At 72.5% G+C, this 23,609-nt stretch carries 23 protein-coding genes; 6 read left to right on the forward strand and 17 right to left on the reverse strand.

Annotation, left to right across the window (positions count from 1 at the left end; all coding sequences use genetic code 11):
- From IE318_RS13725 to IE318_RS13765, 10 genes are all read right to left on the reverse strand, one after another.
- A partial coding sequence (locus IE318_RS13725; protein ID WP_189900118.1) for a phosphoadenosine phosphosulfate reductase domain-containing protein occupies positions 1–311 on the reverse strand: 311 nt, incomplete at its 3' end.
- On the reverse strand, positions 308–844 hold the full coding sequence (cysC, locus tag IE318_RS13730) for an adenylyl-sulfate kinase (RefSeq protein WP_037869643.1): 537 nt from the start codon (positions 842–844) through the stop codon (positions 308–310). The genes IE318_RS13725 and cysC, both read right to left, overlap by 4 nt.
- Positions 845–870: 26 nt before the next feature.
- Positions 871–1,581 (reverse strand): phosphoadenylyl-sulfate reductase, encoded by a 711-nt coding sequence (locus tag IE318_RS13735; RefSeq protein ID WP_189900122.1) that lies wholly within the window; start codon positions 1,579–1,581, stop codon positions 871–873.
- Positions 1,578–1,763, reverse strand: coding sequence for a hypothetical protein (locus tag IE318_RS13740; RefSeq protein WP_030180629.1), 186 nt, complete (start codon positions 1,761–1,763; stop codon positions 1,578–1,580). The genes IE318_RS13735 and IE318_RS13740 overlap by 4 nt, the downstream gene beginning before the upstream one ends.
- Positions 1,764–1,908: 145 nt before the next feature.
- Positions 1,909–3,606 (reverse strand): nitrite/sulfite reductase, encoded by a 1,698-nt coding sequence (locus IE318_RS13745; RefSeq protein ID WP_189900124.1) that lies wholly within the window; start codon positions 3,604–3,606, stop codon positions 1,909–1,911.
- Between the two features lie 128 nt (positions 3,607–3,734).
- Complete coding sequence (locus IE318_RS46515; protein ID WP_309486338.1) at positions 3,735–3,818, reverse strand: putative leader peptide; 84 nt, start codon at positions 3,816–3,818, stop codon at positions 3,735–3,737.
- Positions 3,819–3,956: 138 nt separating this feature from the next.
- Entirely contained in the window at positions 3,957–4,529 is a 573-nt protein-coding gene (locus tag IE318_RS13750) for a GNAT family N-acetyltransferase (protein ID WP_189900126.1), read from the reverse strand.
- A gap of 89 nt (positions 4,530–4,618) precedes the next feature.
- On the reverse strand, positions 4,619–5,989 hold the full coding sequence (locus IE318_RS13755; protein WP_189900128.1) for a hypothetical protein: 1,371 nt from the start codon (positions 5,987–5,989) through the stop codon (positions 4,619–4,621).
- Positions 5,990–6,551: 562 nt separating this feature from the next.
- The gene (locus tag IE318_RS13760) at positions 6,552–7,826 is read right to left on the reverse strand and encodes a helix-turn-helix domain-containing protein (RefSeq protein WP_189900418.1); all 1,275 of its coding nucleotides are present in this window, start codon (positions 7,824–7,826) and stop codon (positions 6,552–6,554) included.
- Positions 7,827–8,255: 429 nt separating this feature from the next.
- Positions 8,256–9,890 carry an acyl-CoA dehydrogenase family protein gene (locus IE318_RS13765; protein WP_189900130.1) on the reverse strand — a complete coding sequence of 545 codons (1,635 nt, stop codon included), beginning with the start codon at positions 9,888–9,890 and terminating at the stop codon, positions 8,256–8,258.
- A gap of 87 nt (positions 9,891–9,977) precedes the next feature.
- Here IE318_RS13765 and IE318_RS13770 point away from each other — a divergent pair, with 87 nt between their 5' ends.
- Positions 9,978–11,156 carry a YihY/virulence factor BrkB family protein gene (locus IE318_RS13770; protein ID WP_189900132.1) on the forward strand — a complete coding sequence of 393 codons (1,179 nt, stop codon included), beginning with the start codon at positions 9,978–9,980 and terminating at the stop codon, positions 11,154–11,156.
- A gap of 25 nt (positions 11,157–11,181) precedes the next feature.
- A complete protein-coding gene (locus IE318_RS13775; protein WP_189900133.1) occupies positions 11,182–11,973 on the forward strand; it encodes a helix-turn-helix transcriptional regulator in 792 nt (263 codons plus the stop codon).
- Here the strand turns inward: IE318_RS13775 and IE318_RS13780 are convergent.
- On the reverse strand, positions 11,956–12,405 hold the full coding sequence (locus IE318_RS13780; protein WP_189900135.1) for a VOC family protein: 450 nt from the start codon (positions 12,403–12,405) through the stop codon (positions 11,956–11,958). The two genes, IE318_RS13775 and IE318_RS13780, sit on opposite strands and share 18 nt — an antisense overlap.
- A gap of 243 nt (positions 12,406–12,648) precedes the next feature.
- Here IE318_RS13780 and IE318_RS13785 point away from each other — a divergent pair, with 243 nt between their 5' ends.
- The 3 genes from IE318_RS13785 (at position 12,649) to IE318_RS13795 (ending at position 15,660) form a co-directional block, all read left to right on the forward strand.
- Positions 12,649–13,602: an isocitrate lyase/PEP mutase family protein gene (locus IE318_RS13785; RefSeq protein WP_189900137.1), complete on the forward strand. Its 954-nt coding sequence runs from the start codon at positions 12,649–12,651 to the stop codon at positions 13,600–13,602.
- Positions 13,599–13,883, forward strand: coding sequence for a hypothetical protein (locus IE318_RS13790; RefSeq protein WP_189900139.1), 285 nt, complete (start codon positions 13,599–13,601; stop codon positions 13,881–13,883). Before IE318_RS13785 ends, IE318_RS13790 begins: the two co-directional genes overlap by 4 nt.
- A 214-nt stretch (positions 13,884–14,097) precedes the next feature.
- Entirely contained in the window at positions 14,098–15,660 is a 1,563-nt protein-coding gene (locus IE318_RS13795; RefSeq protein WP_189900141.1) for a carboxylesterase/lipase family protein, read from the forward strand.
- A 106-nt stretch (positions 15,661–15,766) separates the two neighbouring features.
- On the opposite strand, the gene mmuM is transcribed toward IE318_RS13795, so the two are convergent.
- Positions 15,767–16,705, reverse strand: a complete 939-nt coding sequence (gene mmuM, locus IE318_RS13800; protein WP_189900143.1) for a homocysteine S-methyltransferase — start codon at positions 16,703–16,705, stop codon at positions 15,767–15,769.
- Positions 16,706–16,928: 223 nt separating this feature from the next.
- Between mmuM and IE318_RS13805 the strand changes: the two genes are divergently transcribed.
- Positions 16,929–17,387 (forward strand): hypothetical protein, encoded by a 459-nt coding sequence (locus IE318_RS13805; protein ID WP_189900145.1) that lies wholly within the window; start codon positions 16,929–16,931, stop codon positions 17,385–17,387.
- A gap of 6 nt (positions 17,388–17,393) precedes the next feature.
- Here IE318_RS13805 and IE318_RS13810 read toward each other — a convergent pair whose 3' ends face one another.
- The 5 genes from IE318_RS13810 to IE318_RS13830 form a co-directional block, all read right to left on the reverse strand.
- On the reverse strand, positions 17,394–18,176 hold the full coding sequence (locus IE318_RS13810; protein ID WP_189900148.1) for an alpha/beta fold hydrolase: 783 nt from the start codon (positions 18,174–18,176) through the stop codon (positions 17,394–17,396).
- A 4-nt stretch (positions 18,177–18,180) separates the two neighbouring features.
- Complete coding sequence (locus IE318_RS13815) at positions 18,181–18,756, reverse strand: TetR/AcrR family transcriptional regulator (RefSeq protein WP_189900149.1); 576 nt, start codon at positions 18,754–18,756, stop codon at positions 18,181–18,183.
- 92 nt (positions 18,757–18,848) lie between these two features.
- Positions 18,849–21,746: a glycoside hydrolase family 2 TIM barrel-domain containing protein gene (locus IE318_RS13820; protein WP_189900151.1), complete on the reverse strand. Its 2,898-nt coding sequence runs from the start codon at positions 21,744–21,746 to the stop codon at positions 18,849–18,851.
- Positions 21,747–21,758: 12 nt separating this feature from the next.
- Positions 21,759–22,574: a carbohydrate ABC transporter permease gene (locus tag IE318_RS13825; protein ID WP_051844894.1), complete on the reverse strand. Its 816-nt coding sequence runs from the start codon at positions 22,572–22,574 to the stop codon at positions 21,759–21,761.
- 62 nt (positions 22,575–22,636) lie between these two features.
- Entirely contained in the window at positions 22,637–23,602 is a 966-nt protein-coding gene (locus IE318_RS13830) for a carbohydrate ABC transporter permease (RefSeq protein ID WP_189900153.1), read from the reverse strand.
- Between the last annotated feature and the right edge of the window lie 7 nt (positions 23,603–23,609).

Raw genomic sequence — 23,609 nt, forward strand, 5'->3', positions numbered from 1 at the left:
ACGGAGGCCACGTGCAGCCGCAGGCCGTGCTTGGCCACGGTCCGGTCCCGGTACTCCAGGACCTCGGGGAAGTTGTGCCCGGTGTCCACGTGCAGCAGAGCGAACGGCACCGGCGCCGGTGCGAACGCCTTCAGCGCCAGGTGCAGCATGAGGATGGAGTCCTTGCCCCCGGAGAACAGGATCACGGGGTTCTCGAACTCGCCCGCCACCTCCCGGAAGATGTGCACCGCCTCCGACTCCAGCGCGTCCAGGTGGGAGAGGGCGTACGGGCTGCCCGTGCCCTCCTCGACCTCGGCGACGGTGGTCGTCATGCCAGTCCCCTTTCGCTGAGCAGCGCGTGAACGGACGCCGCCGACTCCTGCACGGTCTGGTGCTGCGACTCGATCCGCAGATCGGGCGTCTCGGGCTCCTCGTACGGGTCGTCGACGCCCGTGAGCCCGGTCAGCTCGCCCGCGGCCTGCTTGGCGTACAGGCCTTTCACATCGCGTACGGAGCACACCTCGACCGGGGTCGCGACGTGCACCTCCAGGTATGTCGTGCCGTTCGACTCGTGCCGCTTGCGCACCGCGTCGCGGCTGTCCGCGTACGGCGCGATGACCGGGACGAGCACCTTGACGCCGTTGCGGGCGAGGAGTTCGGCGACGAAGCCGATGCGCTGCACGTTGGTGTGCCGGTCCTCGCGGCTGAAGCCGAGGCCCGCCGAGATGAACTCGCGGATCTCGTCGCCGTCGAGCACCTCGACGAGGTGGCCCTCCTCGCGCAGCCGCCCTGCCAGCTCGTGCGCGATGGTGGTCTTGCCGGCACTCGGCAGACCCGTGAGCCATACGGTGGCTCCGGTCGTCACGTGGTTCTCCTGAATGTGTGTCGTGGTCATCCGTGCAGCCCGCACTCGGTCTTGGCACGACCCGCCCAGCGTCCGGCGCGTGCGTCCTCGCCCTCGAGGACCCGCCGGGTGCACGGGGCACAGCCGATGGAGGGATAGCCGTCCATCAGCAGCGGGTTGGTGAGGACGCCGTGCTCGGCGACGTACGCCTCCACGTCCTCCTGCGACCACCGTGCGATGGGGGAGATCTTCACCTTCCGGCGCTTGTCGTCCCAGCCGACCACGGGGGTGTTCGCCCGGGTCGGGGACTCGTCGCGGCGCAGGCCGGTCGCCCAGGCGTCGTAGTCCCTGAGCCCCTCTTCCAGCGGCAGCACCTTGCGCAGCCTGCAGCACAGGTCCGGGTCGCGGTCGTGGAGCCTGGGGCCGTACTCGGCGTCCTGCTCGGCGACCGTCTGCCGCGGGGTGAGGGTGATGACGTTCACATCCATCACGGCCTCGACGGCGTCGCGGGTGCCGATGGTCTCCGGGAAGTGGTAGCCGGTGTCGAGGAACACCACGTCCACGCCGGGCATCGCACGGGAGGCGAGGTGGGCCACCACCGCGTCCTCCATGGAGGAGGTCACACAGAACCGGCTGCCGAACGTCTCGGCCGCCCACCGGAGGATCTCCAGCGCGGAGGCGTCCTCCAGATCGCGCCCGGCCTGCTCGGCCAGTGCCTTCAACTCCTCTGCCGTGCGCTCTTTCTGAGTCGTCGTCATATCGACTCTTCCCCTCCGTTGTCAGCCGCCTGTCGAAGGCCCCGGGCCAGCAGCCCGAGGAACTTCAGCTGGAAGGCCCGGTTGCACGCGGCGCACTCCCAGGCGCCGTGGCCCTGCTCCCCGGGGCGCAGGTCCTCCTCGCCGCAGTAGGGGCAGTAGAAGGGCGCGGCCCGCTCGCTCACGACAGCGCCGCCCTTTTCTCTGTGGCCCGGTTCGCCTCCGGGGCGCTCCAGCCTCCGTCGACGGTCGACCGTGCTCGACCGCTGCGCGGCGTCCGCGCGCTCTCCCTCTCGACGGAGGCGCGCCCCTTCGGCTCACTCGCCGAGCTCACGACAGCGCCTCCTCGGAAGCTCGGGCCACCCAGGTGGCGAAGCGTTCGCCGTCCTGACGCTCGGCCTGGTAGCGCTTGAGGACGCGCTCGATGTAGTCGGGCAGCTCCGTGGAGGTCACCTTCAGGCCGCGGACCTTGCGGCCGAAGGAAGGCTCCAGGCCCAGCGCGCCGCCCAGGTGGACCTGGTAGCCCTCGACCTGCTCGCCCTGGTCGTTCAGGACCAGCTGGCCCTTGAGACCGATGTCCGCCACCTGGATACGGGCGCAGGCGTTGGGGCAGCCGTTGAGGTTGATGGTGATGGGCTCGGCGAAGTCCGGCAGACGGCGCTCCAGCTCGTCGATGAGCTGGGAGCCGCGCGCCTTGGTCTCCACGATGGCGAGCTTGCAGAACTCGATGCCGGTGCAGGCCATCGTGCCGCGCCGGAAGGAGGACGGCCGTGCGGTGAGGTCCAGCGCCTCCAGACCGTCGACCAGCGAGTCGACCTGGCCCTCCTCGACGTCGAGGATGATCATCTTCTGCTCGACGGTGGTACGGACCCGCCCGGAGCCGTGCGCCTCCGCCAGCTCGGCGATCTTCGTCAGGGTGGTGCCGTCCACGCGGCCGACCCGAGGGGCGAAGCCGACGTAGTAGCGGCCGTCCTGCTGCCGGTGCACGCCGACGTGGTCGCGCCACTGCTGCACGGGCTGTTCGGGAGCGGGACCGTCGACCAGCTTGCGCTTCAGGTACTCGTCCTCCAGTACCTGGCGGAACTTCTCTGCGCCCCAGTCGGCGACCAGGAACTTCAGCCGGGCCCGGTTGCGCAGCCGGCGGTAGCCGTAGTCGCGGAAGATCGACAGCACGCCCTCGTAGACGTCCGGGACGTCCTCGATCGGCACCCAGGCGCCCAGACGCACGCCCAGCTTGGGGTTGGTGGACAGCCCGCCGCCGACCCACAGGTCGAAGCCCGGCCCGTGCTCGGGGTGGCGCACACCGACGAACGCCACGTCGTTGATCTCGTGCACCACGTCCAGCAGCGGCGAGCCGGAGATGGCTGTCTTGAACTTCCGGGGAAGGTTCGAGTACGCCTTGTTGCCGAGCACCCGGCGCTTCATCTCCTCCAGCGCCGGGGTGCCGTCGATGATCTCGTCCTCGGCGATGCCCGCCACCGGGGAGCCGATCATCACACGCGGGGTGTCGCCGCAGGCCGTGACGGTGGACAGGCCGACCGCCTCCAGCCGGTTCCAGATCTCGGGCACGTCCTCGATCCGGATCCAGTGGTACTGGACGTTCTGCCGGTCGGTGATGTCGGCGGTGCCGCGGGCGAACTCCTGGGAGATCTCACCGATGACGCGCAGCTGTTCGGTGGTCAGCCGGCCGCCGTCGATGCGCACCCGCATCATGAAGTAGCGGTCATCCAGCTCCTCCGGCTCCAGGACCGCGGTCTTGCCGCCGTCGATCCCGGGCTTGCGCTGGGTGTACAGACCCCACCAGCGCATACGACCGCGCAGGTCACTGGGGTCGATGGAGTCGAAGCCGCGCTTGGAGTAGATCGTCTCAATGCGTGTCCGCACATTGAGACCGTCGTCGTCCTTCTTGACCTGTTCGTTGCCGTTGAGCGGGGTGAAGTGCCCCACGGCCCACTGACCCTCACCGCGGTGACGGCTCACCTTGCGGCGGGAGGTCGCGGCAGCAGGGTTCGGCGGGGTGGCGGCCATGGTTGTTACGTCCTTCGGGACAGGCGGAAAGCGGCTCTGACCTGCGCGCCCAGGCGCAAAGGGGAATGTGCGCGCGTCACTGCGCGGCAGGCGAGGGAAAAACGGGGAACTGCGGCGTCGCTGGCGGGTCAGCTCGCCGGACAGATGGCGCTGGACATGCGGCCGAGGTCGACGTGCCGTCGACTCACCAAGGCGATTCCAGTTCCAGACATGACCGCAGCGTGGCACGACGATCTGGACACAGTCCAGCTTTATCCAATATGCGGACACCCTTGTCTCGCGATGAGAGACAAGGGTGTCGTTGATCACATACCCGGAAGGCGGCTGGGACCGCCCGGGTCAGGCCGGGGTCAGTCGGCGTAGGCGCCCGGCCAGGGGCCCGGATTCGCCACCTCCGCTTCCTCCTCGACCTTGGTGTCGAAGAGCTTGAAGCCGCGGCGCTGGTAATTGTCCATCGCGTGCTCGCCGTCCTTGCTGCATGTGTGCAGCCATACGCGCTTGGTCGGGGCCAGCCCCGGCCAGCGGTCCGCGAGGTCCCAGGCGCGGGCGGTGCCGTACGACAGCAGGTGCCCGCCGATCCGGCGGCCGCGGAAGGCCGGGATCAGCCCGAAGTAGACGATCTCCACCACCCCGTCGTCCTGTGCCTCCAGCTCGACGTAACCCGCCGGTGTGCCCCGGTCGTACGCCACCCAGGTCTCGACACCGGGACGCTCCAGGTGCTCCCGCCACCGGGCGTGGCTCCAGCCGAGCCGGTCCGTCCAGCGGATGTCGCCGCCGACCGAGGCGTACAGGAACCGGCTGAACTCGGGCGACGGTACCTCGGAACGGACGATCCGGACATCCCCCTCGGGGGTGGAGGCCGGGAGGAGGTCGGTGGGAGCGGTCTGCTCCAGGGACCAGGTGGTCACGGCGATGTGCGTCATGCCGGTCAGGGAATCATCCGGGCCGGGCTCGTGTCGATCGGGATCGTTCCCGCCCGTCCCGTCCCGGCCCTGCCTCCGCCCGGGCCGTCCTAGCGCAGCTCCCGCTCGACCGAGGACAGCGGCAGCGCGAACAGGGTCCGTCCGGACAGCGACCACAGCTCGCCGGTCGCCTCCCAGTAGGACAGGGAGCCGGTGCCGTCGCCCCAGCAGCGGTGCGTGTCGTCGGACGATCCGCAGCGCGTCGCCTCGGCGCCGTGCAGGTCCTGCCGCCACAGCGTGCCGTGACCGCCGGACGACCCGGCCACCCGGCTCAGGTACCAGCGGGCGGGGCCGGTCGGACCCGTGCGGTGCGACAGCACCCCTCCTACGCCGTCCGTCCTGGTCTCGTAGGCCTCGTCGGCGGTCACGGTCCCGGTGGAGTCGGCGGCCAGGAGCCCGGAGCGGGCGGGGTCCGTGCTGAAGGAGTACCGCCACAGACGCGTGTGCCCGCCACTGCCCCTGGCCGTCGTCTCGCTCGCGACGAGACCGGCCGGGGTGGAGGTGCGGTCGAGGGAGAGGCCGTCGGGGCAGGGGAGTCCGGAGCCGGCCGTCGTGGCGGCTGCGCGGGCCGTGCCGGTCGCGTCGCCGCACTGCCCCTGTGCCGGACGGTAGGAGGCGACAGCGGGCAGCACCCACCGGTAGCCGTACGCCGACCAGCCGCCGGGCACCCGGCCGATCGCATCGGTGGTGACGGTGGCGCGCTGGATGCGGCGCAGGTCGTAGACGTACAGCGCGTCGGGTTCGCTGCCGGAGGTGGTGACCAGCAGCTTGTCCTGGTACCAGACCATCCCCGACACATGCGAGGCGAGGCCCCGGTAGTCGCGTCCGCCGTCGACGGGCACGGCCAGCAGGGCCCAGGTGTAGGTGAGGCGGTCGGGGTCGTCGGCGTTCACGAACGCCACCCGGGCCAGGTCGCGGTCCAAGGCGCCGCCGCCCTCGCGGGTCCAGCCGGAGAGGATCACACGGTGCGCGCCCCACCTGCCGTAGGCCTCGGCGTCCCCGGACGTGGTCACCGACTCCGGCCGCCAGCGGTGTGTGGCGGCGTCGGCGGTGTCCCAGCAGTAGGCGCGCGTGGCCGCAGGTTCGACGGGCAGCGCCTTCTTCTCCCCGGCCGTGCAGGCGTCCTCGGTGCGCAGCGCGTGGTCGGCGCCGGCCAGCACGGCGTCGACTCCGGCCGGCCGGCCCATCGCCGCCTCGAGCCGGTCCAGGGACCGCTCCGGCACCAGTTGCTCCGTGAGCCGCAGCCGGCCCAGCTCGGTGGGCGAGGTGAGCGGCTTCAGGGCGCCGGGGTCCTCGGCGACCGTGGCCTGGGAGGCGCTGATCAGGGTGGCGGCGGCGGTCAGTGCGAGTCCGGCCCCGGCCAGCACCGCGCGCAACGCCCTGCCCCGCCTGCGGCGGCGGTGTCTGCCGCGTTGCTTCATCCAACCCCCCTTTGCAGGGCTCGGTCCACCTCGGGACGCCCTCCGGCCGAGGCGGTCCAACTGCGCGGGGCATTCCGAGCGTTGGCCGAGGAGCGGATGCGGCGGCCCGCAGGCGATGCTACGGCAGTGCGGCCCGCCGCAGGACGAAGACCCCGCAAATATGCGGAAGATGCCACGCCGGGACTACTCGGACCCACGGACTCGCACCCGCACGGCGCTCGCGGCAGGGCGTCTCGCGTCACGTGCGCTCACGTCACGGCGACTCGCGTCTCGTGGACTCGCGGCAGGGCGGGTCGCGGCAGAGCGCCTAGCGCCTCGTGGACTTGTGTGGGGGGGGGGCTCGTGGCATGCGGGTCCGCGCCAGGGCGGCTCGCGTCTCGCGGGTTCGTGCCACGGCGACTCGCGGCATGCGGACTTACGGCAGGGCGAATCGCGTCTCGCGGTCTCGTACGGCCGCTCGCGCCTCGCGGTCTCGCGTGACGGCGACTCGTGCAACGGCCACTCGCGGCACGCCGGCCCGCGGCGCGGTGTCCGGTGTCAGGTCGCCCGGGGTCGGGGCGGTTCAGGGCATGGAGGGGGTCACGCCTGTTCGGCGTACCGCTGGGGCCGTCGAGTGGGGTAGCAGGTCGCGGGGGTCGTCCGGGAGGAGCAGTCGGACCTCGGCGCCCTCGCGGAAGCGGTACGGCCGGTGTTCGAGGAAGGCGCCCAGATACCGCCGTACCCGGGACATCTCGGCCCGGACGGTCACCGTGCGGGCCGGATCGCCGAACACCGCCTCGGCCAGGTCCGCCGCGCTGCGCCCGGCCGGGTGCATGGCCAGCAGGTAGAGCAGTTCGGCGTGGCGCGGACTCAGTTCGTGCGACCAGGAGCCCGCGCCCGCCGAGACGGTCACCGACCAGCGCCGGGCGCGCGTGAGGTCCAGCACGATCCGGGCGTCGCCGTGCACGGCCACCTCCTCGTCGGCCCGCACCAACCAGCCACCTGCCAGCGGCTCCAGGGAGCACAGGCCGACCGCCGGCAGCCACCGGCGGCCCGGCGAGACCGACTTGGGCAGCGGGATCCGCGGGGTGTACGGCATTCCGGCCACCGCCGCCGTCCAGCCGTCCCGGTCGACCACCGCCGCTCGACCGTCCAGCCGGGCCAGCACCGGCGCGGCCACCGCGCGCAGCCGCTCCAGCGCGCTCAGATGCAGCTCCCGCAGCCTCGCCTCGGCCAGCTTGGCCACCGAGTCCACCCAGGCCAGTGTCGCCGGATGCATGGTCTCCAGCGGCCCGCTGACGTCCACCACGCCGAGCAGCCGGCCGTCCCGGGGGTCGGTGACGGGGGCGCCGGTGCAGGTCCAGGTGGTGTGCGAGCGGACGAAGTGCTCGGAGGCGAAGACCTGCACGGGCCGGCGCACCACCGCCGGGGTGCCGACGCCGTTGGTGCCGACCACGTCCTCCCGCCAGTCGGCGCCGAGTTCGAACCCGAGCCCGTCGGCCTTGCGCAGCACCGACGGATGGCCCTCGCGCCACAGCACCCGGCCGTCCGCGTCGGCGACGACCATGATGTGCTGGGCGACGTCCGCGACGGACAGCAGCCCCTCGCGCAGCACCGGCAGCACATGCCGCAGCGGGGACGCCTCGCGCCGCCGCTCCACCTCTTCGCGGGGCAGCAGCCGGGAGTTCAGGCCGTGGTCGGGATCGATGCCGGTGCGCAGCACGCGCTCCCAGGACTGTCCGATCACCGGACGCGGGGCCACCTGCGTACGCTGCCCCGCGAGTGCCGCCGAGCGCACCTCGCTGAGCAGCCGGGCCGCCCGCGCCGCGTCGACGGCGGCGATCTGCGTCACGTCCACGTCCAACGGCGCCTTCGCCACTGGGTCCTCCCGCCACAAGGGGCCACCGGCAACCGGTCTCCCCGGGATGTTCCGGCCATGTGTCGGCGGCTTTCCCGACTGTGCGGTTCATACTGCCGTCCACCGGCCCCGGAGGGATACGCTCCGGCCATACCGGACGGGCGAGTTGCAACCCCTTGCAACCCTGGTGAACATGCGCACGATGGTTGAAACTTGTTCAGCGCCGCCGTGTGCGGCGTCCGTGGCCTGCAACGGGGCTGCGGCGGGGGTGGTGCCGTGTCGGCGCAGCACCACCCCCGCGTGGTGTCCGGAAACCGCTCCACGGCGGGCGCCGGATGCCGGGACGAACGCCGGGTATTCGGACACCTGGCCTATGCCGGGCGCCGGATGCCAGGCGTTCACAGAGGCCGGATGTTTTCGGCGACCCCGTCAGGACACCGGGCGCGCCCGCTCCACCAGCGCCGCGAGGGGCAGCGTGTGCGGCAGCGTGCCGAAGGCGGCGCCGCCGTCGCCGCCCAGCCGCGCGGCACAGAACGCGTCCGCGACCTCCGGGGGCGCGTACCGCACCAGCAGCGACCCCTGGAGCACCAGCGCCAGCCGCTCGACCAGGCGCCGGGCGCGGGCCTCGATGCCCTCCAGGTCCGCGAGTTCCGTGAGCAGGTTCTTGATCGCCGCATCGAGGCGGTGGTCGGCGCCGCGTGCCCGGCCCACCTCCCGCAGATACGCGTCGAACGCCTGCGGCTCCCGTCGCAGCGCCCGCAGCACGTCCAGCGCCTGGACGTTGCCGGCGCCCTCCCAGATCGAGTTCAGCGGCGACTCCCGCACCAGGCGCGGCATGCCGGAGTCCTCCACGTAGCCGTTGCCGCCCAGGCACTCGGCGGCCTCCACGGCGAGCGGCGCGCACCGCTTGGTCACCCAGTACTTGGCGGCCGGCACCGCGATCCTGAGCAGCGCCCGCTCCTGCTCGCCGTCGTCGTCGTAGGCCGCCGCCAGCCGCAGCGCCAGCGTGGTCGCCGCCTCCGACTCCAGCGCGAGGTCGGCCAGGACGTTGCGCATCAGCGGCTTGTCGACGAGCCGCCCGCCGAAGGCCTCGCGGTAGGTGCAGTGGTGCACCGCCTGCGCCACGGCCTGCCGCATCAGCCCCGCCGAACCGAGCACGCAGTCCAGCCGGGTCGCCGCCACCATCCCGATGATGGTGCGCACCCCGCGCCCCTCCTCGCCGACGCGGCGCGCCCAGGTCCCGGCGAACTCGACCTCGGCGGAGGCGTTCGACCGGTTGCCCATCTTGTCCTTGAGCCGCTGGACGAGGAACACGTTGCGGCTGCCGTCCTCCAGGATCCTCGGCACCAGGAAGCAGGTGAGCCCGCCCGGGGCCTGCGCGAGCACCAGGAAGGCGTCCGACATGGGCGCCGAGCAGAACCACTTGTGCCCGGTCAGCTCGTACGCCCCGGCCTCGGCGAGCGGCCGCGCCGAGGTGGTGTTGGCCCGTACGTCGCTGCCGCCCTGCTTCTCGGTCATGCCCATCCCGAACAGCGCCCCGGCCTTCAGGTGCGCGGGCCGCAGCTCACGGTCGTAGACCATGGACGTCAGCCGTGGCTCCCACTCGGCGGCCAGCTCCGGGTCGGTGCGCAGCGCGGGCACCGCCGCGTGCGTCATCGACAGCGGGCAGCCGTTGCCCGCCTCCACCTGCGACCACACCAGGAACCCGGCCGCCCGCCGCACATGTCCCGCGGGACGGCCCCAGGCGGCCGTCAGGCCCGCCGCGACCCCCTTGCCGAGCAGCCGGTGCCAGGCCGGGTGGAAGTCGACCTCGTCGACGCGGTGGCCGTAGCGGTCGTGGGTGCGCAGGCGCGGCGGGTTCTCGTTCGCCTGGGCGCCCCACTCCTGCAGCTGGGCCGAGCCGGCGGAGCGCCCGAGCGCCGACAGCTCGCCGCGCACCTCGTCGAGCAGACCGGGATCGACGTGCCGCTCGACCGCCTTGGCCAGGGCCCGGTCGGCGGTGAAGACGTCGTAGCCGACCAGCGGCGGTGCCTGGTTCGTCACGGTGTGAGTGCTGGCTGCCATGGAACGGAACCTACCTCGCGGTACGCCGCCGGTCACCACATGGTCACCGGCGAGAGCGACGCGGCTGGACGGGGATACCTTTAGGGCGTGCAGCAAGCCAGTGATACTCCCGACAGGCCGTCCGGCCGCCTCCACAGGGCCCGTGCCCTCTACCGGAACGTCTCCAAACGCAGGACCGCCTGGCTGCTGCTCAAGGACACCGTCAACTCGTGCATGGAGTACCGGATCCTCGGGCTCGCCGCCGAGGCCGCGTTCTTCTCCCTGCTGTCCGTGCCGCCGCTGCTGCTCAGCCTCATCGGCCTGCTCTTCTACGTCGACAGCTGGACCGGCGCCCACACCATCGCCAGCCTGGAGCGCAACATCCTGGACGCCTCCCGCACGGTCCTGTCCGACCAGGGCGTGAAGGAGATCACCCAGCCGATCCTGCGGGACGTGATGAAGGGCGGCAGACCCGATGTGATCTCCATCGGGTTCGTGTTCGCGCTGTGGTCGGGCTCCCGCGCGGTGAACGTCTTCATCGACACCATCACCGTGATGTACGGGCTGGACGGGGTGCGCGGCATCGTCAGGACCCGGCTGATGGCGTTCCTGCTGTTCGTCGTGGCGCTGCTGATCGGCTCGATCGCACTGCCGCTGATGGTCGCGGGACCGGACGCGGTGGTGCGCGTCGTGCCCTGGTCGACGACCGTGGTGCAGGTCCTGTACTGGCCGGTCGTCATCGTGCTGTCCGTCGCCTTCCTGACCACGCTGTACCACGTGTCCGTGCCGGTGCGCTCGCCGTGGATCGAGGACGTGCCCGGGGCCCTGGTCGCCCTGGCCATGTGGGTGGTGTGCAGCTTCCTGCTGCGCATCTACCTCACCAGCACCGTCGAGGGGCCCACCATCTACGGCTCACTGGCCGCGCCGGTCGCCGTGCTGCTGTGGATCGGTGTGTCCGCGTTCGCCGTGCTCGTCGGGGCCGCGGTCAACGCCGCCATCGACCGGGTCTGGCCGGCCGCCGCGACGGCCGCGGCCCGCGCCGCCAACGAGCGGGTGCGCGAGGCGCAGATCGCCGAGTACGTCGCCCGTGCCGCCGCCGCCCGCGAGGCCGACCCCGACGGCGGCGACGACCCCGACATGCCCTCCGAGTTCCCCGAGCGCTGGTCCCGCTTCCTGCCCCCCGAGGACGTCACCGCCCGCCTGCGCGCCCACGCCAGGGCCACCCAGCCCCGCAGCCCCCACAAGGAGAGCCAGAACGGCTCCTCCTCCCAGAAGTGGGAGAAGTGACCGCGGGGTCGCTAGCCTCGGGTACGTGGCTTACGTGGCTGTCGAGACGTCCGCGGGGGCGGTCGGGGGCGGGTACGCGGAGCGGCCCTCCCGGCTGACCGGCGCGGTGGTGTGGACGAAGGGCCCGGCGAGGTCCGAGGCCGGTAGCGGAGCCGGTCCCGAGGGCGGTACCGGAGCCGGTGCCGAGGCCGGTGCCGGGGATCGGCCCGTGCTGCCCGACGGGTGCATGGACCTGCTGTGGAGCGAGGGGCGGCTGCTGGTCGCCGGGCCGGACACACGTGCGTACGTCCCCGCGGGGCCGCCCGCGCGCTGGGCCGGGCTGCGGTTCTTCCCCGGCACGGCTCCCGGCTACCTCGGCGTGCCCGCCCACGAGCTGCGCGACCGGCGCGTCGAACTGGCCGAGCTGTGGCCCGCCGCACGGGTCCGGCGGCTGAGCGCACGCCTGGAGGCGGCGCCGGACCCGGCCGCCGCGCTCGAGGAGGTGGCCCTGGAGCTGGCGGCCGCGACGGGGCCGCCCGACCCGCTGCTGCGGCACCTCGTCGCGGCCCTGGACGCCGGCCGCCCGGTCGCCGCCACCGCCGACGAACTCGGTCTGGGCGAGCGCCTGTTGCACCGCCGCTCGCTGGCCGCCTTCGGTTACGGCCCCAAGACGCTGGCCCGCGTCCTGCGCCTGCAGCGCGCCCTGGCACTGGCGCGGGCAGGGGTGCCGTTCGCCGAGACCGCGGTCCGGGCCGGCTTCGCCGACCAGGCCCATCTCGCCCGGAACGTGCGGGAGCTGACCGGCATGCCGCTGCGCGACCTACTCGCCCTCGGGTAGCGCGGCGAACAGGTCCACGCCGTTGCCGTCCGGGTCGTGCACGACCGCGTACCGCATCCCCCAGAACGCGTCCCACGGCTTGAGCTCCCCGTGGTACCCGGCGCCGACCAACTCCTCGTACACGGCGTCCACCTCGGCGGGCGAGGCGCACCGGAAGGCGAGCGCGACCCTGCCGCCCCCTGCCGGGGGCTGCCACCCGGGGTGGAAGGAGCGGACGGTCTCCTCGGTGTCCAGCGCGAGGGTCAGGCCGCCGGGCAACACGGCCTCGACGTGCGGCTGTTCCTCGGCGCCCTCGGGGAAGACGAGTCCGAGGCGGCGGTAGAAGGCGAGGGAGGCGGCCAGGTCGGAGGCGACCAGGCCGATCACGGCGAATCGCGGAGCCGATGGGGTCGTCGAAGTCTTCGGGGCCGTTGAAGTCTTCGGAGTCGTCATGCGGGCACGGTAGGCATGGCCCCGGCCGCGGGTCTTGAACGAATCGGACCGTGCCCGCGACGCGTCCACCAGCGACGTTCCGGCGGCGCTTCAGTGACGTTTCTCCGGTGAAGCCGTTGCGCCGTTGGAGTGAGTAAAGAGCTGCCCATGACGATCTCCGCCGCTGACCACGGGAAGCTTTTGTCTCGGCAAAGGGCTGCCGTGACGCCCGACAACCCCCCATCGCACCCGAGGAGTTACGCCTTGACGTACGGGAAGAAGCTGCGTGAGCAGATCACCGCGCCGGGTACCACCCCCCTGATCGGTGTGTACGACATGTACTCGGCGTCGATCGCCGCCGGGCACTACGACGGCATGTTCGTCTCCGGGTTCGGCTTCGCCGCGTCGTACTACGGGCTGCCGGACATCGGCTTCATCGCCTGGCCGGACATGGTGGCGTTCGTTCAGCGACTGCGGGGCGCGTTCCCCACCCACCACCTGCTGGTCGACATCGACGACGGCTACGTCGACCCCGAGGTCGCCTGCCATGTGGTCGAGGGGCTGGAGCGGATCGGGGCCTCCGGCGTGATCCTGGAGGACCAGAAGCGGCCGCGCCGGTGCGGGCACGCCGACGGCAAGCAGGTGCTGCCGCTCGACGAGTATCTCGCCAAGCTGGAGAAGGTGCTGGCCACCCGGCACGACCTGGTCGTGGTGGCCCGCACGGACGCCACCGACGAGGCCGACATCCTGCGCCGGGCCAAGGCCCTCGCGGCCACCGACGCGGACGTGATCCTCGTCGACGGCATCCGCAGCGTGGAGTGGATCCGCACGGTGCGCGAGGCGGTGGGCGACAAGCCGCTGCTGTTCAACCAGATCGCCGGCGGCAAGTCCCCGCGCCTGTCCCTGGGCGAGCTGTCCGAACTCGGCGTCGACGTCGCGATCTACAGCACCCCGTGCCTCTTCGCCGCGCACGAGGCGATGGACAGCGCACTCGCCGAACTCAGGCGCGCCGACGGCCGGTTGCCCGTGGTGGACACGGCGCGCGGCATCGGCGTACAGGCCTCGACGCGCCTGCTGGAGCGCAACATGGCGCACCGGCGACCCGAGCGCGCGGGCGTGAGCGCCGGTGCCGCTGCCGGTGCCGCTGCCGGTGCCGGTGCCGGTGCCGGTGCCGGTGCGGGCGCGGGTGCGGGTGCGAGCGCGGGCGTGAGCGTGTGAGCGGGCGCGGACCGGCGCCCCGGCTGGGTACCGCTACCGTCCTCGCCGCGGCGCTGCTGGGCGCCACGGCACCCGCGGCCACGGCGGGGGACGAGACCGGGGGCAGCAGCCTGATCACCGTCGTCGACAACTCGCACGCCGACTCGATCCTCGAGGTCGACCGCACCGCGAACATCCAGACCGGCAGCGGCACCGCCGGCAGCGACCACGACGGCAGCGCCGTCGACCTGATGCAGGCCCTCGTGGGCGCGGCGCACGCCGACGAGGAGGACGGCGGCTGAGGCGGCGACCTGCCGCGGCCGGCGCACGGGAGGGCCGGTGAAGGGCGGGGCAGCCCCTCGGCCGTTCACCGGCCCGTCATCGACGCGGACCGTGCCCGGTCGTGTACGCCGAACGGCCCCATCTCGGCCTTCTGCGCCGGAATACGGGGCGCCGTCGTGGTGCTCTGGTGTTACCGGTGCTGGTGCACGAGCGCGGCGAAGGGCTGGTGGGCAGATGACGGCGGACCAGACGGATCCCGTGGTCAGAACGCCGTACGGCGCGGTACGCGGCAGACACGAGCACGGAGTGGCGGTGTTCCGGGGGATTCCGTATGCGGCGCCCCCGTTCGGGCCCCGCCGGTTCCGGCCGCCGGTGCCGCCCGAGCCGTGGGACGGGGTGCGGGACGCGGGCTCCTTCGGGCCGACCGCGCCCAAGCCGCCGTACTCGGAGGCCTTCGCCCAGTATCTGTCCGACCCGTCCGTGCCCGGCGACGACTGCCTGAACCTGAACGTGTGGACCCCCGAGCCCGGCCCGGGCGCGCGGTTGCCCGTCCTGGTCTGGCTGCACGGCGGGGCGCTGACCCGCGGCTCGTCCGCCGTGCCCGTGTACGCCGGGCACTCCTTCGCCCGTGACGGGGTCGTCCTGGTCTCCGTCAACTACCGACTGGGTGTGGAGGGCTACGGACTGTTCCCGGACGCGCCCGCCAACCCGGGCCTGCGTGACCAGCTCGCCGCGCTGCGCTGGGTGCACGACGCGATCGAGGCCTTCGGCGGCGACCCCGACCGGGTCACCCTGTGCGGCCAGTCGGCCGGCGCCATCAGCGTCGGCGCCCTGATCGCCGCGCCGCAGGCCCAGGGCCTGTTCCGGCGCGCCGTCCTGCAGAGCGGGCCTCCGGAGGCGCCCGACCGGGACAAGGTGCGCCGGATGGTGCGCCGCATGGCGACCCGGCTGAAGGTGCCCGCCACCGCCGAGGCCTTCGCCGCCGTCGACCGCGACCTGCTGCTGCGCACCCAGGCCGAGGTCGGCCGGCTGAGCAGCCCGGTCCTCGGCGGACCCGCCTTCGGCATCGTCGTCGACGGCGACCTCGTGCCCCGTGACCCGCTGGAGGCGCTGATCGCCGGGGAGGCGGCACGCGGCGCGGACCTGCTCATGGGCTGGACCCGCGACGAGTACTTACTGTGGCTGGTGCCCGGAGGCCTGCTGGAGCGCGTGGACCGGCTCGGCCCGGTCGCGCTGGCCGGTGCCATGGCCCGCTGCCACTGCGGACACGAGGTGGTCCGCGGCTACCGGTCGCTGCGGCCCCGGGCGGGCGCCGCCGAGATCGTCGGCCAGATGGTCACCGACCACCTGCTGCGCCGCCCGCTGCACCGCCTGGCCGACGCCCGCCCCGGCTCCGCGTACGTCTACGAGTTCGCCTGGCCGTCCCTCCTGCCCGACCTGGGCGCCTGCCACGCCCTGGAACTCGGCTTCGTCTTCGACACCGGGGAGGTACCGGAGTCCCGCAGGCTGGCGGGCGAGGGCGCCCCACAGGAGCTGGCCGACACCATGCACGCGGCCTGGGTGCGCTTCGCCACCGACGGCGACCCCGGCTGGGAGTCCTGGGACCCGGCCCACCCGGTGCACGTCTTCGGCGACGGCCCCCCGCACACCGTGCACGGCCCACGCGACGCGGAGCTCGCCCTGTGGACGGCCGACCCCACGCCCCGCCCCACCGAGGAAACCTCCCCCGCCCGCACCGCGGAACTGCGCGCGGTCATACGGCGCCTGCGCCGCCCGGGCGACCTCCGCGGCACGTGACCCGCGAGGCACGGACAGCGCCACCGCTCGCCGCCCGCTCCGACGGTGCCCGCGGGGTGTCGGCCGGGTCGGGCCGCCGGACCGGTGGGTGTCCCGTCCGGTGCGGCTAGGCCCGGGTCAGCGCGTGGGCGATCTCCGTGATCGTTGCCGGGCCCACCCGGCAGCAGCCGCCGATGAGGCGGGCGCCGTGGGTGCGCCAGTGTGCGACGCGGTCGGGTGTGAAGGTGGAGCGGCCGTTCCAGGCGCGGGCGCCGGCGTCCCAGGTCTCGCCGCTGTTGGGGTAGACGACGACCGGCTTGCCGGTCACCCGGGCGGCCGTCGTCACGGCGGCGTCCGCGTCCTCGGGCGCGCAGCAGTTCACGCCCACCGCGATCACCTCCTCCGCGTCGGCGGCCAGGGCGAACGCCTCCTCCAGGGGCTGACCGGCACGGGTGCGGGGACCGTCGACCGTGTACGACAGCCACGCCGGTACGCCGAGCCCGCGCACGGCCCGCAGCAGGGCCTCCGCCTCGACGGTGTCCGGGACCGTCTCCAGGGCCAGCACGTCGGGCCGGGCCGCGGCCAGCACCTCCAGGCGGGGCCGGTGGAAGCGCTCCAGCTCCGCCACGGTGAGCCCGTAGCGGCCCCGGTACTCCGAGCCGTCGGCGAGCATCGCGCCGTAGGGCCCCGCCGACGCGGCCACCCACAGCGGCCGTGCGACACCCTTCTCGCGCGCCCGCCGCGCCGCGGCCCGGGCCAGCTCCACGCTCGACGCGACGATCCCGGCGGCCCGCTCCCGGCCGATCCCGCGCCGTGCGAACCCCTCGAACGTCGCCTGGTAACTCGCGGTGATCGCCACGTCCGCGCCCGCCTCGAAGTAGGCGAGGTGGGCCTCGGTGATCGCCTCCGGCCGCTCGGCCAGCAGCCGGGCCGACCACAGCTCGTCGCTCAGGTCGTGCCCGGCCGCCTCCAGCTGGTTTGACATCCCGCCGTCGAGCACCACCGTCCCGGCGGCGAGGGCTTCGGTGAGGCTGAAGGGAGGGCAGGAGGCGCCGTTCGTGCTCATACGACGACGCTAGTCGAGAGTTTCCGCCGGTATTCGCCCCGCCGTCCCCGGTGTGGGCGGGCGGCCGCCGGCCCGAAGACGGCCCCGTACGACCGGGGGGATCTGCGCTCCGTCAGGTACATGCATCACCGAAGTTCCGGCTCGGAGGAGCGGGCCGGTGCGCGAGGCGTGCACCCGGACACTTCGGCCGGCGCCGAAGCAACCGGCCCCTAGCGTGAACCGCATGAGCGAGACTGCCCACGACACGCCCGCCGCTTCTGTGACCGCCATGGTCGACCATGTGCTCGCCCTGGCCGCCACCTGGACGGCCTGGGACGGCATACCCGCCCCCGTCGACGACCGTGTCTACACCCCGCACAAGGCGATCCGCCGCGTCGCCGACCACATGATCGACCACCTGTCGGAGCTGGAGGCACGGCTGGCCGGTGAGGAGCCGCGCCCGGACCACTGGCACGCCTCCGCCATCACGACCGAGGCCGACCGGGCACCCTTCACCGAGGAGGACCTCGAGGAGGCCCGCAGCCGCCTCACCCGGCTGGCCCGGATCTGGGCGAACCGCCTGGAGGCGCTCACCGCCGAGCAGCTCGACGACTCGCCGGGCGAGGGCTGGAGCTTTCGCGAACTCGCCCGCCACCTCGCCGGATCCACGTACTACGCCGACGCCCTCGGTGACCTGTCCTGACCGCTGTCACCGGGAGGTGAGGACGTCGGCGAGCCGGTCGGCGAACGCCTCGGGCTGCTCGACGGCCCCGATGTGCCCGCCCGGGAACTCGACGAAGCCGGCGCCGTACCGCTCGGCGAGGAAGACGGCCGTCCGGTGGAGGAGCTGACCGCGGGAGCCGACGCCGGCGGCGAGGGTGAGAGGGGCGGCCGGAGGGACCGCGGACGGCACGTACGAGGTGAACTGGCGCAGCACATGGGCCAGGAAGAGGGCCATCGGCGAGGACAGCTCCTCCTCACGGGTCAGGGGCCGGCCCTCGGGGGCGCCGTCCTCAACGGTCCGTTCCGTCAGCACGGCGGCCATCCGCGCTCCGGCGGCCTGCGGCCCCGCCGCGCGATAGGCGTCGTACACCTCCCGGAAGCGCTCCCGCTGCCGGGCCCCGTCCGGCAGCACCGCCACGCACGGAGGCTCGTGGGCGACGACGTGCCGCAGCCGCTCGGGGTGCCGGGCCAGCAGGTCCAGGGCGGCGACACTGCCGGAGCTGGTGCCGAGGACGTACGCCGACTCGCCCTCGGGGAGCACCGCGTCGAGCACCCGTCGCGCCCCGTCGCTCCACTCCTCGGCCCGCTGATCGGCGACGGGCAGCCCGAGCCGGCCGTGGGCCAGGCCGAGCGGGTCGTACGTGACGACGGTGAACCGGCGGGCCAGGCGCCGCGTCATCGGCTCCAACCCCATGGGGTGCCCGGCCCCGCCGGGAAAGAGGAGCAGCACGGGCCCCGTGCCGCACACGTCGTAGTACAGGTCGCTCATGTCGTCAGCGTTCCTCTCGCGGCCAGTGGGTGAGCGCCGTGTGCAGGGCGTCGACGGCCTTGTCCCACGAGGCGTCCACGTCCCGCGGCGCGGCGAAGCCGCCGGTGGCCTCCAGGGCGCAGTAGCCGTGGAAGGTGCTGCGCAGCAGGCGGACGGCGTCGGTGAGGTCGGGTTCGTCCAGGCCGTAGGCGCGCAGCATGCTGTAGGTGATGCCGGCGGTGCGGCGCATGGCGGGGGAGTCGGCGACGAGGGTCTGGTCGATCCGGATCTGGGTGGCCGCGTACCGGCCGGGGTGGCGGTGGGCGTACTCCCGGTAGGCACCGGCGAACGCGGCCAGCGCGTCCTTCCCGGCCCGGCCCGCCACGGCGGCGGCGATCCGGTCGATCATCTCCCCGCCGGCGAACAGGGCGAGCCGGGTGCGCAGTTCCTTCAGGTTCCTGACGTGCGAGTACAGGCTCGCGTCCTTCACCCCGAAACCGCGCGCCAGCGCGGACAGCGTGACGTTCTCGAACCCCACCTCGTCGGCCATCTCGGCGGCGGCCGCGACCAGCCGCTCGACACTGACACCGGCTCGGCCCACGGGCGCCGCCTCCTCCTGCCTAGAGCCTCTAGGCTAGAGCCTAGTGCACCTGGGCGGCAGGAGGAGACGCCTCGAGGGCGGGCCAGGAACCGTCAGCCCGTCGCGGAGAAGACGAACGAGAACTCCGTGGGCTCGGCCCGCAGGAAGTACTGCGGCAGGGGACCCGGGCCGCAGGACTGGGAGCCGATGCCGTGCTGGGCGTGGTCGAGGTTGACCCACACCCCCGCGGCGGAGCCGCTGTCGGATGCGGTGGCGGGGGTGAGGTCGGTGAGGTGGCGGGCGGCGTCCAGTTGTTCGCTGGTCCAGCGGCGGGCCGTCAGCCAGAACTCGGGGTCGCCCTCGATCCGCAGGCCGCCGAGGCGGGCCCAGCGGACGTCCGCCCGGGCACCGTTCTCCTGCGGGCGGACGTACGGCGTCTGCAGGCCGTCGACCGTGGCGTCCCAGCGGGCGACCAGCGACGCGGACCGGGTGTCCGGATACGCCTCGCCGGGACCGCCGCCGTACCAGCGCACCTCGTCGGCGGCGGACAGTCCGAACCGGATGCCGAGCCGGGGCAGCGGCACGGTCCAGTCGCCCTCGGGCGACACCGAGACGGTCAGCCGCAGCCTCTCGCCGTCCGACGTCCAGCGGTACACCGTCGCCAGGCCCAGTTCCCGGGCGGCGGGCGCCACCCGGGTGCGTACCGTCAGCGCGTCCTCGCTCGCCTCCACGGCGTCCGGACGGTGCCGCATGCGGTGCAGGCCGAGCCGCCGCCACAGCAGGCCGTAGCGGGTGCCGGTCTGCCACTCGGCACCGTCGTCGTTGTCGGTGGGGGCCCGCCACACGTCCAGCCGCAGCCCGGTGACCTCCACCTCGCCGACGCGCCGCAACGCACCCGTGCGCGCGTCGAAGACGGCCGGGCCGAGGGTGATCAGGTCCCCGGCGGGCCCCCGCACCGGGCGCTCGGTCGCCGGCACCGACGGCGGTGTCCGCGGCGCCACGACCGCCTGCCCCCACGCCACCACGTGCCCCTTCGGCGCCCACGCGGTGTCCGCCGCCAGCAGCGCCCGGACCGTCCAGTGCGTCTCGCCGCCCGGACCCTCGGGCGGACCGGGCAGCTTCACGTCGGCCGACTCGCCCGGCGCGAGCGCCGGCACGGACAGAGCGCCGGCCTCCACGGTCTCGCCCTCCACCTGGTACGACCACTCGAAGGCGAGCGCCGACAGATCGGCGAAGTCCTGGAGGTTGGTCACGCGCACGGTGGAGTCGGAGCCCTCGCCGCCGCCCTCGATCCGGACCGGCTCGATCACCTTCTTGTACTCGATGAGGCCGGGGGAGGGACTGCGGTCGGGGAACAGCAGGCCGTCGCAGACGAAGTTGCCGTCGTGCAGCTCCTCGCCGAAGTCGCCGCCGTAGGCGTAGCCGTAGCGGTCGTCCTTGATGCCGTGGTCGATCCACTCCCAGACGAAGCCGCCCTGGAGGCGGTCGTACCTCTCGAACAGCCGCTGGTAGTCGGCGAGTCCGCCGGGGCCGTTGCCCATGGCGTGGCCGTACTCGCAGAGGATGAAGGGGAGTCCGCGGCGCCGGTGCGCGCCGCCGTCCAGGCCCTCGCCGATCCGCTCGACCTCCTCGTGAAAGGCGTACATCCGCGAGTACACGTCCGTGTCGCGGCAGTCGCGGTCGCCCTCGTAGTGCAGCGGCCGGGAGGGGTCGCGGCCGTGGATCCACTCGGCCATGGCGGTCAGGCCGCGGCCGGTGCCGGCCTCGTTGCCCAGCGACCACATGACGACCGAGGGATGGTTCTTGTCGCGTTCGACCATACGGGCGGCACGGTCGAGCAGCGCCGGGGTCCAGCGGTCGTCGTCCACCGGGTTGTCCCGCCAGTCCTGTTCGACGAAGCCGTGGGTCTCCAGGTCGCACTCGTCGATCACCCACAGGCCGTACTCGTCGCACAGGTCCAGGAAGGCGGGGTGCGGCGGGTAGTGGGAGGTGCGGACGGCGTTGATGTTGTGCCGCTTCATCAGCAGGACGTCCTCGCGCATGGTGTCGAGGTCCAGCGCGCGGCCCTTCTCCGGGTGCCACTCGTGCCGGTTGACGCCCTTGAAGAGCACCGGGCGGCCGTTGACCTTGATCAGGCCGTCCGACAGTTCCACCGTGCGGAAGCCGATCCGCAGCGGCACCCGCTCGCCTCCCGTGGCCAGTACGCCGTCGTAGAGCACCGGCGTCTCCGCGGTCCACGGCCGGACCGGCACGGTCGCCGGCTCGCCCGTGGCGACATCGATGTCCAGGGCCGGCACGGTCACCCGGCCGGCCACGTCCGAGTCGACCCTCAGCGTGCCCGCGCCCGTCGCGTGGTCGTAGGAGGCATGCACGAAGAAGTCCTGGACGCAGGCCGCCGGGCGGTGCAGCAGGGTGACGTCCCGGAAGATGCCCGGCAGCCACCACTGGTCCTGGTCCTCCAGATAGGAGCCCGCCGACCACTGGTGGACGCGTACCGCGAGCACGTTGCCGGCCGGCCGCAGCAGATGCCCGACCGTGAACTCGTGCGGCAGCCGGGAGCCCTTGAACTCGCCGAGGTCCGTGCCGTTGAGCCAGACACGGGCGCAGGACTCGACACCGTCGAAGCGCAGCGCCGCGTCCCCGTCCGCGGGCCAGTCCGCGGGCAGGTCGAAGACGCGCAGGTGGTCGCCGGTCGGGTTCTCGGTGGGGACGCGGGGCGGGTCGACGGGGAAGGGGTAGAGATGGTTGGTGTAGATGGGCGAGCCGTGGCCCTGGAGGACCCAGTGGCCGGGGACCGTGACCTCCGTCCAGTCCCCGGCGTCGTACCCGGGCTCGGCGAAGGAGTCGTCCTCGGCGTCGGCCGTGCGCGACAGCCGGAACCGCCAGCTTCCGTTCAGGGACAGTGACATGGCGTCCGAGGACGCGTAGCGGGCGCGGGGCGGCAGCACCCCGGAGCCCGGTGAGACGTCCTCGACGTGATCGGTGACGGTGCGACGACTGCGGAAAGACATAGGACTCCTAGCTCAGCCCTTGATACCGGTCTGCGCGATCCCCTGCACCAGCCAGCGCTGGAGGAAGAGGAAGACGAACAGCAGGGGCAGGATGGAAATGGCGGTGGCCATGAAGATCAGGTGGTAGTTGACCGTCTGGTTCGTCATGTACGAGGACAGTGCGACCTGGACGGTCCAGGCGCTGGGGTCCTGGCCGATGACCAGTGGCCACAGGAACGAGTTCCAGCCGTTGATGAAGGTGATGGTGGCGATGGCCGCGAAGAAGTTCAGCGAGTTCGGGACGACGACGCGCCAGTAGGCGCCCCAGTAGCCGAGACCGTCCACCCGTGCGGCCTCCTCGAGCTCCTTCGGGAACCCCAGGAAGTACTGCCGGAACAGGAAGCAGGTGAAGCCGGTGAACAGGCCCGGGATGATCAGGCCCCGGTAGCTGTCCACCCAGCCGAGGGACGACACCAGCACGAAGCTGGGAACGAAGGTGACGGCGGTCGGGACCATCAGGGTGAACAGGACGCCGTAGAAGACCTTGTTGGCGTGCCGGTACGGGATGCGGGCCAGGCCGTAGCCGGCCAGCGAGCAGACGAACAGTGTGCCGGCCGTGTGCAGCACGGCCACGATCAGCGAGTTCACCATCGACTGGCCGAAGTCGACCGTCACGTCCCGGAACGGCTCGGTGATGTTGCCCCACTGGATGTGAGTGGGGAAGAACTTCCAGTTCTCGCCGGTGATCTCGGGATCGGTGGAGAAGGCATTGCGGATCAGGATGTAGAAGGGGACGAGGAACAGGACGGCGGCAAGGCCCGTGGCGAGGTAGAGGCCGGAGGAGCTCATCACTCCGCCACCGCGCCTCGTGCGGCGTGGCTTCCCGGCCTCGGGCGTGGTCGTGGTCGTGGTCACTTGGAGTCCTCGCCCCTTCCGAAGCCCATGATCCGGCCCTGGAACAGGGTGACGAGGCAGATCAGGAGCGTGAGGATCACGGCGCCGGCGCTGCCCTTGCCGTAGTTCTGGTCCTGTCCGAGGGCGGTGTAGTAGAGCTCGACGAGGGGCGGACGTCCCCAGGTCGTCTTGGACAGCAGATTGAAGAACTCGTCGAAGGCCTGGTAGGCGGCCACGATCAGCAGCAGGATCACGGCCGTCGAAGTGGCACGCAGCTGCGGCAGCGTGATGTACCAGAAGGTCTGCAGGCCGCGCCTGGCGCCGTCGATGGCGGCGGCCTCGTACAGCTCCCGTGGGATGTTCTGCAACGCGGCCAGGAAAAGGATCATGTAGAAACCGGACTGCAGCCACAGGCGGGCGGTGACGATGACCAGCCAGTACCACGGCGGGCTGGGGTCGGCGAGCCAGGCGGTGTTGTCCACACCGAACAGACCGAGGACGGTGTTCGCCAGACCGAAGCGCACCCCGTTGAAGATCGACATCTTCCAGATCAGCGAGGCGGCGACGTAACTGCATGCCGTCGGCAGGAAGAACACCGACCGGAAGAAGGCCCGCATGAACCTCAGCCGGTTCACCAGCAGCGCCAGGCCCAGTGAGAGCGCCCATGTCGTGGGCACGATGAACAGGGCGAAGACGGTGAAGGTGACGAGCGAGCCGGTGAAGTTGCTGTCCGTCAGGATCTCCCGGTAGTTGCCCAGGCCGACGAAGTCGCTGGGCGTGACCGTGAACCGGGCCTCGAAGAAGCTGAGGTAGACGCTCCAGCCGATGGGAACGTAGACGAAGACGATCAGCCCGATGAGGAACGGGCTGGTGAAGAGCCAGAAGTTGAAGGTGCTGCTGCCCCGCAGCCCCCGCCGCGGCCTGGCCGGGGAGGCCTCGGCCGGGGCGGGGCCCGCCAGGCCACGCGTCGTGGTCGTCGACATGTCGTGA

The organism is Streptomyces spiralis, assembly GCF_014654675.1.
GTDB classification, from domain to species: domain Bacteria; phylum Actinomycetota; class Actinomycetes; order Streptomycetales; family Streptomycetaceae; genus Streptomyces; species Streptomyces spiralis.

What these genes read in the sequence shown, in the direction of transcription:
- IE318_RS13735 (WP_189900122.1), bottom strand. Translation starts at nt 1,581, where the DNA reads ATGACGACGACTCAGAAAGAGCGCACGGCAGAGGAGTTGAAGGCACTG.
- IE318_RS13820 (WP_189900151.1), bottom strand. Translation starts at nt 21,746, where the DNA reads ATGTCTTTCCGCAGTCGTCGCACCGTCACCGATCACGTCGAGGACGTC.
- IE318_RS13780 (WP_189900135.1), bottom strand. Translation starts at nt 12,405, where the DNA reads ATGACGACTCCGAAGACTTCAACGGCCCCGAAGACTTCGACGACCCCA.
- IE318_RS13765 (WP_189900130.1), bottom strand. Translation starts at nt 9,890, where the DNA reads ATGGCAGCCAGCACTCACACCGTGACGAACCAGGCACCGCCGCTGGTC.
- IE318_RS13810 (WP_189900148.1), bottom strand. Translation starts at nt 18,176, where the DNA reads ATGAGCGACCTGTACTACGACGTGTGCGGCACGGGGCCCGTGCTGCTC.
- IE318_RS13795 (WP_189900141.1), top strand. Translation starts at nt 14,098, where the DNA reads ATGACGGCGGACCAGACGGATCCCGTGGTCAGAACGCCGTACGGCGCG.
- IE318_RS13825 (WP_051844894.1), bottom strand. Translation starts at nt 22,574, where the DNA reads ATGAGCTCCTCCGGCCTCTACCTCGCCACGGGCCTTGCCGCCGTCCTG.
- IE318_RS13805 (WP_189900145.1), top strand. Translation starts at nt 16,929, where the DNA reads ATGAGCGAGACTGCCCACGACACGCCCGCCGCTTCTGTGACCGCCATG.
- IE318_RS46515 (WP_309486338.1), bottom strand. Translation starts at nt 3,818, where the DNA reads ATGTCTGGAACTGGAATCGCCTTGGTGAGTCGACGGCACGTCGACCTC.
- IE318_RS13755 (WP_189900128.1), bottom strand. Translation starts at nt 5,989, where the DNA reads ATGAAGCAACGCGGCAGACACCGCCGCCGCAGGCGGGGCAGGGCGTTG.
- IE318_RS13750 (WP_189900126.1), bottom strand. Translation starts at nt 4,529, where the DNA reads ATGACGCACATCGCCGTGACCACCTGGTCCCTGGAGCAGACCGCTCCC.
- IE318_RS13745 (WP_189900124.1), bottom strand. Translation starts at nt 3,606, where the DNA reads ATGGCCGCCACCCCGCCGAACCCTGCTGCCGCGACCTCCCGCCGCAAG.
- IE318_RS13830 (WP_189900153.1), bottom strand. Translation starts at nt 23,602, where the DNA reads ATGTCGACGACCACGACGCGTGGCCTGGCGGGCCCCGCCCCGGCCGAG.
- mmuM (WP_189900143.1), bottom strand. Translation starts at nt 16,705, where the DNA reads ATGAGCACGAACGGCGCCTCCTGCCCTCCCTTCAGCCTCACCGAAGCC.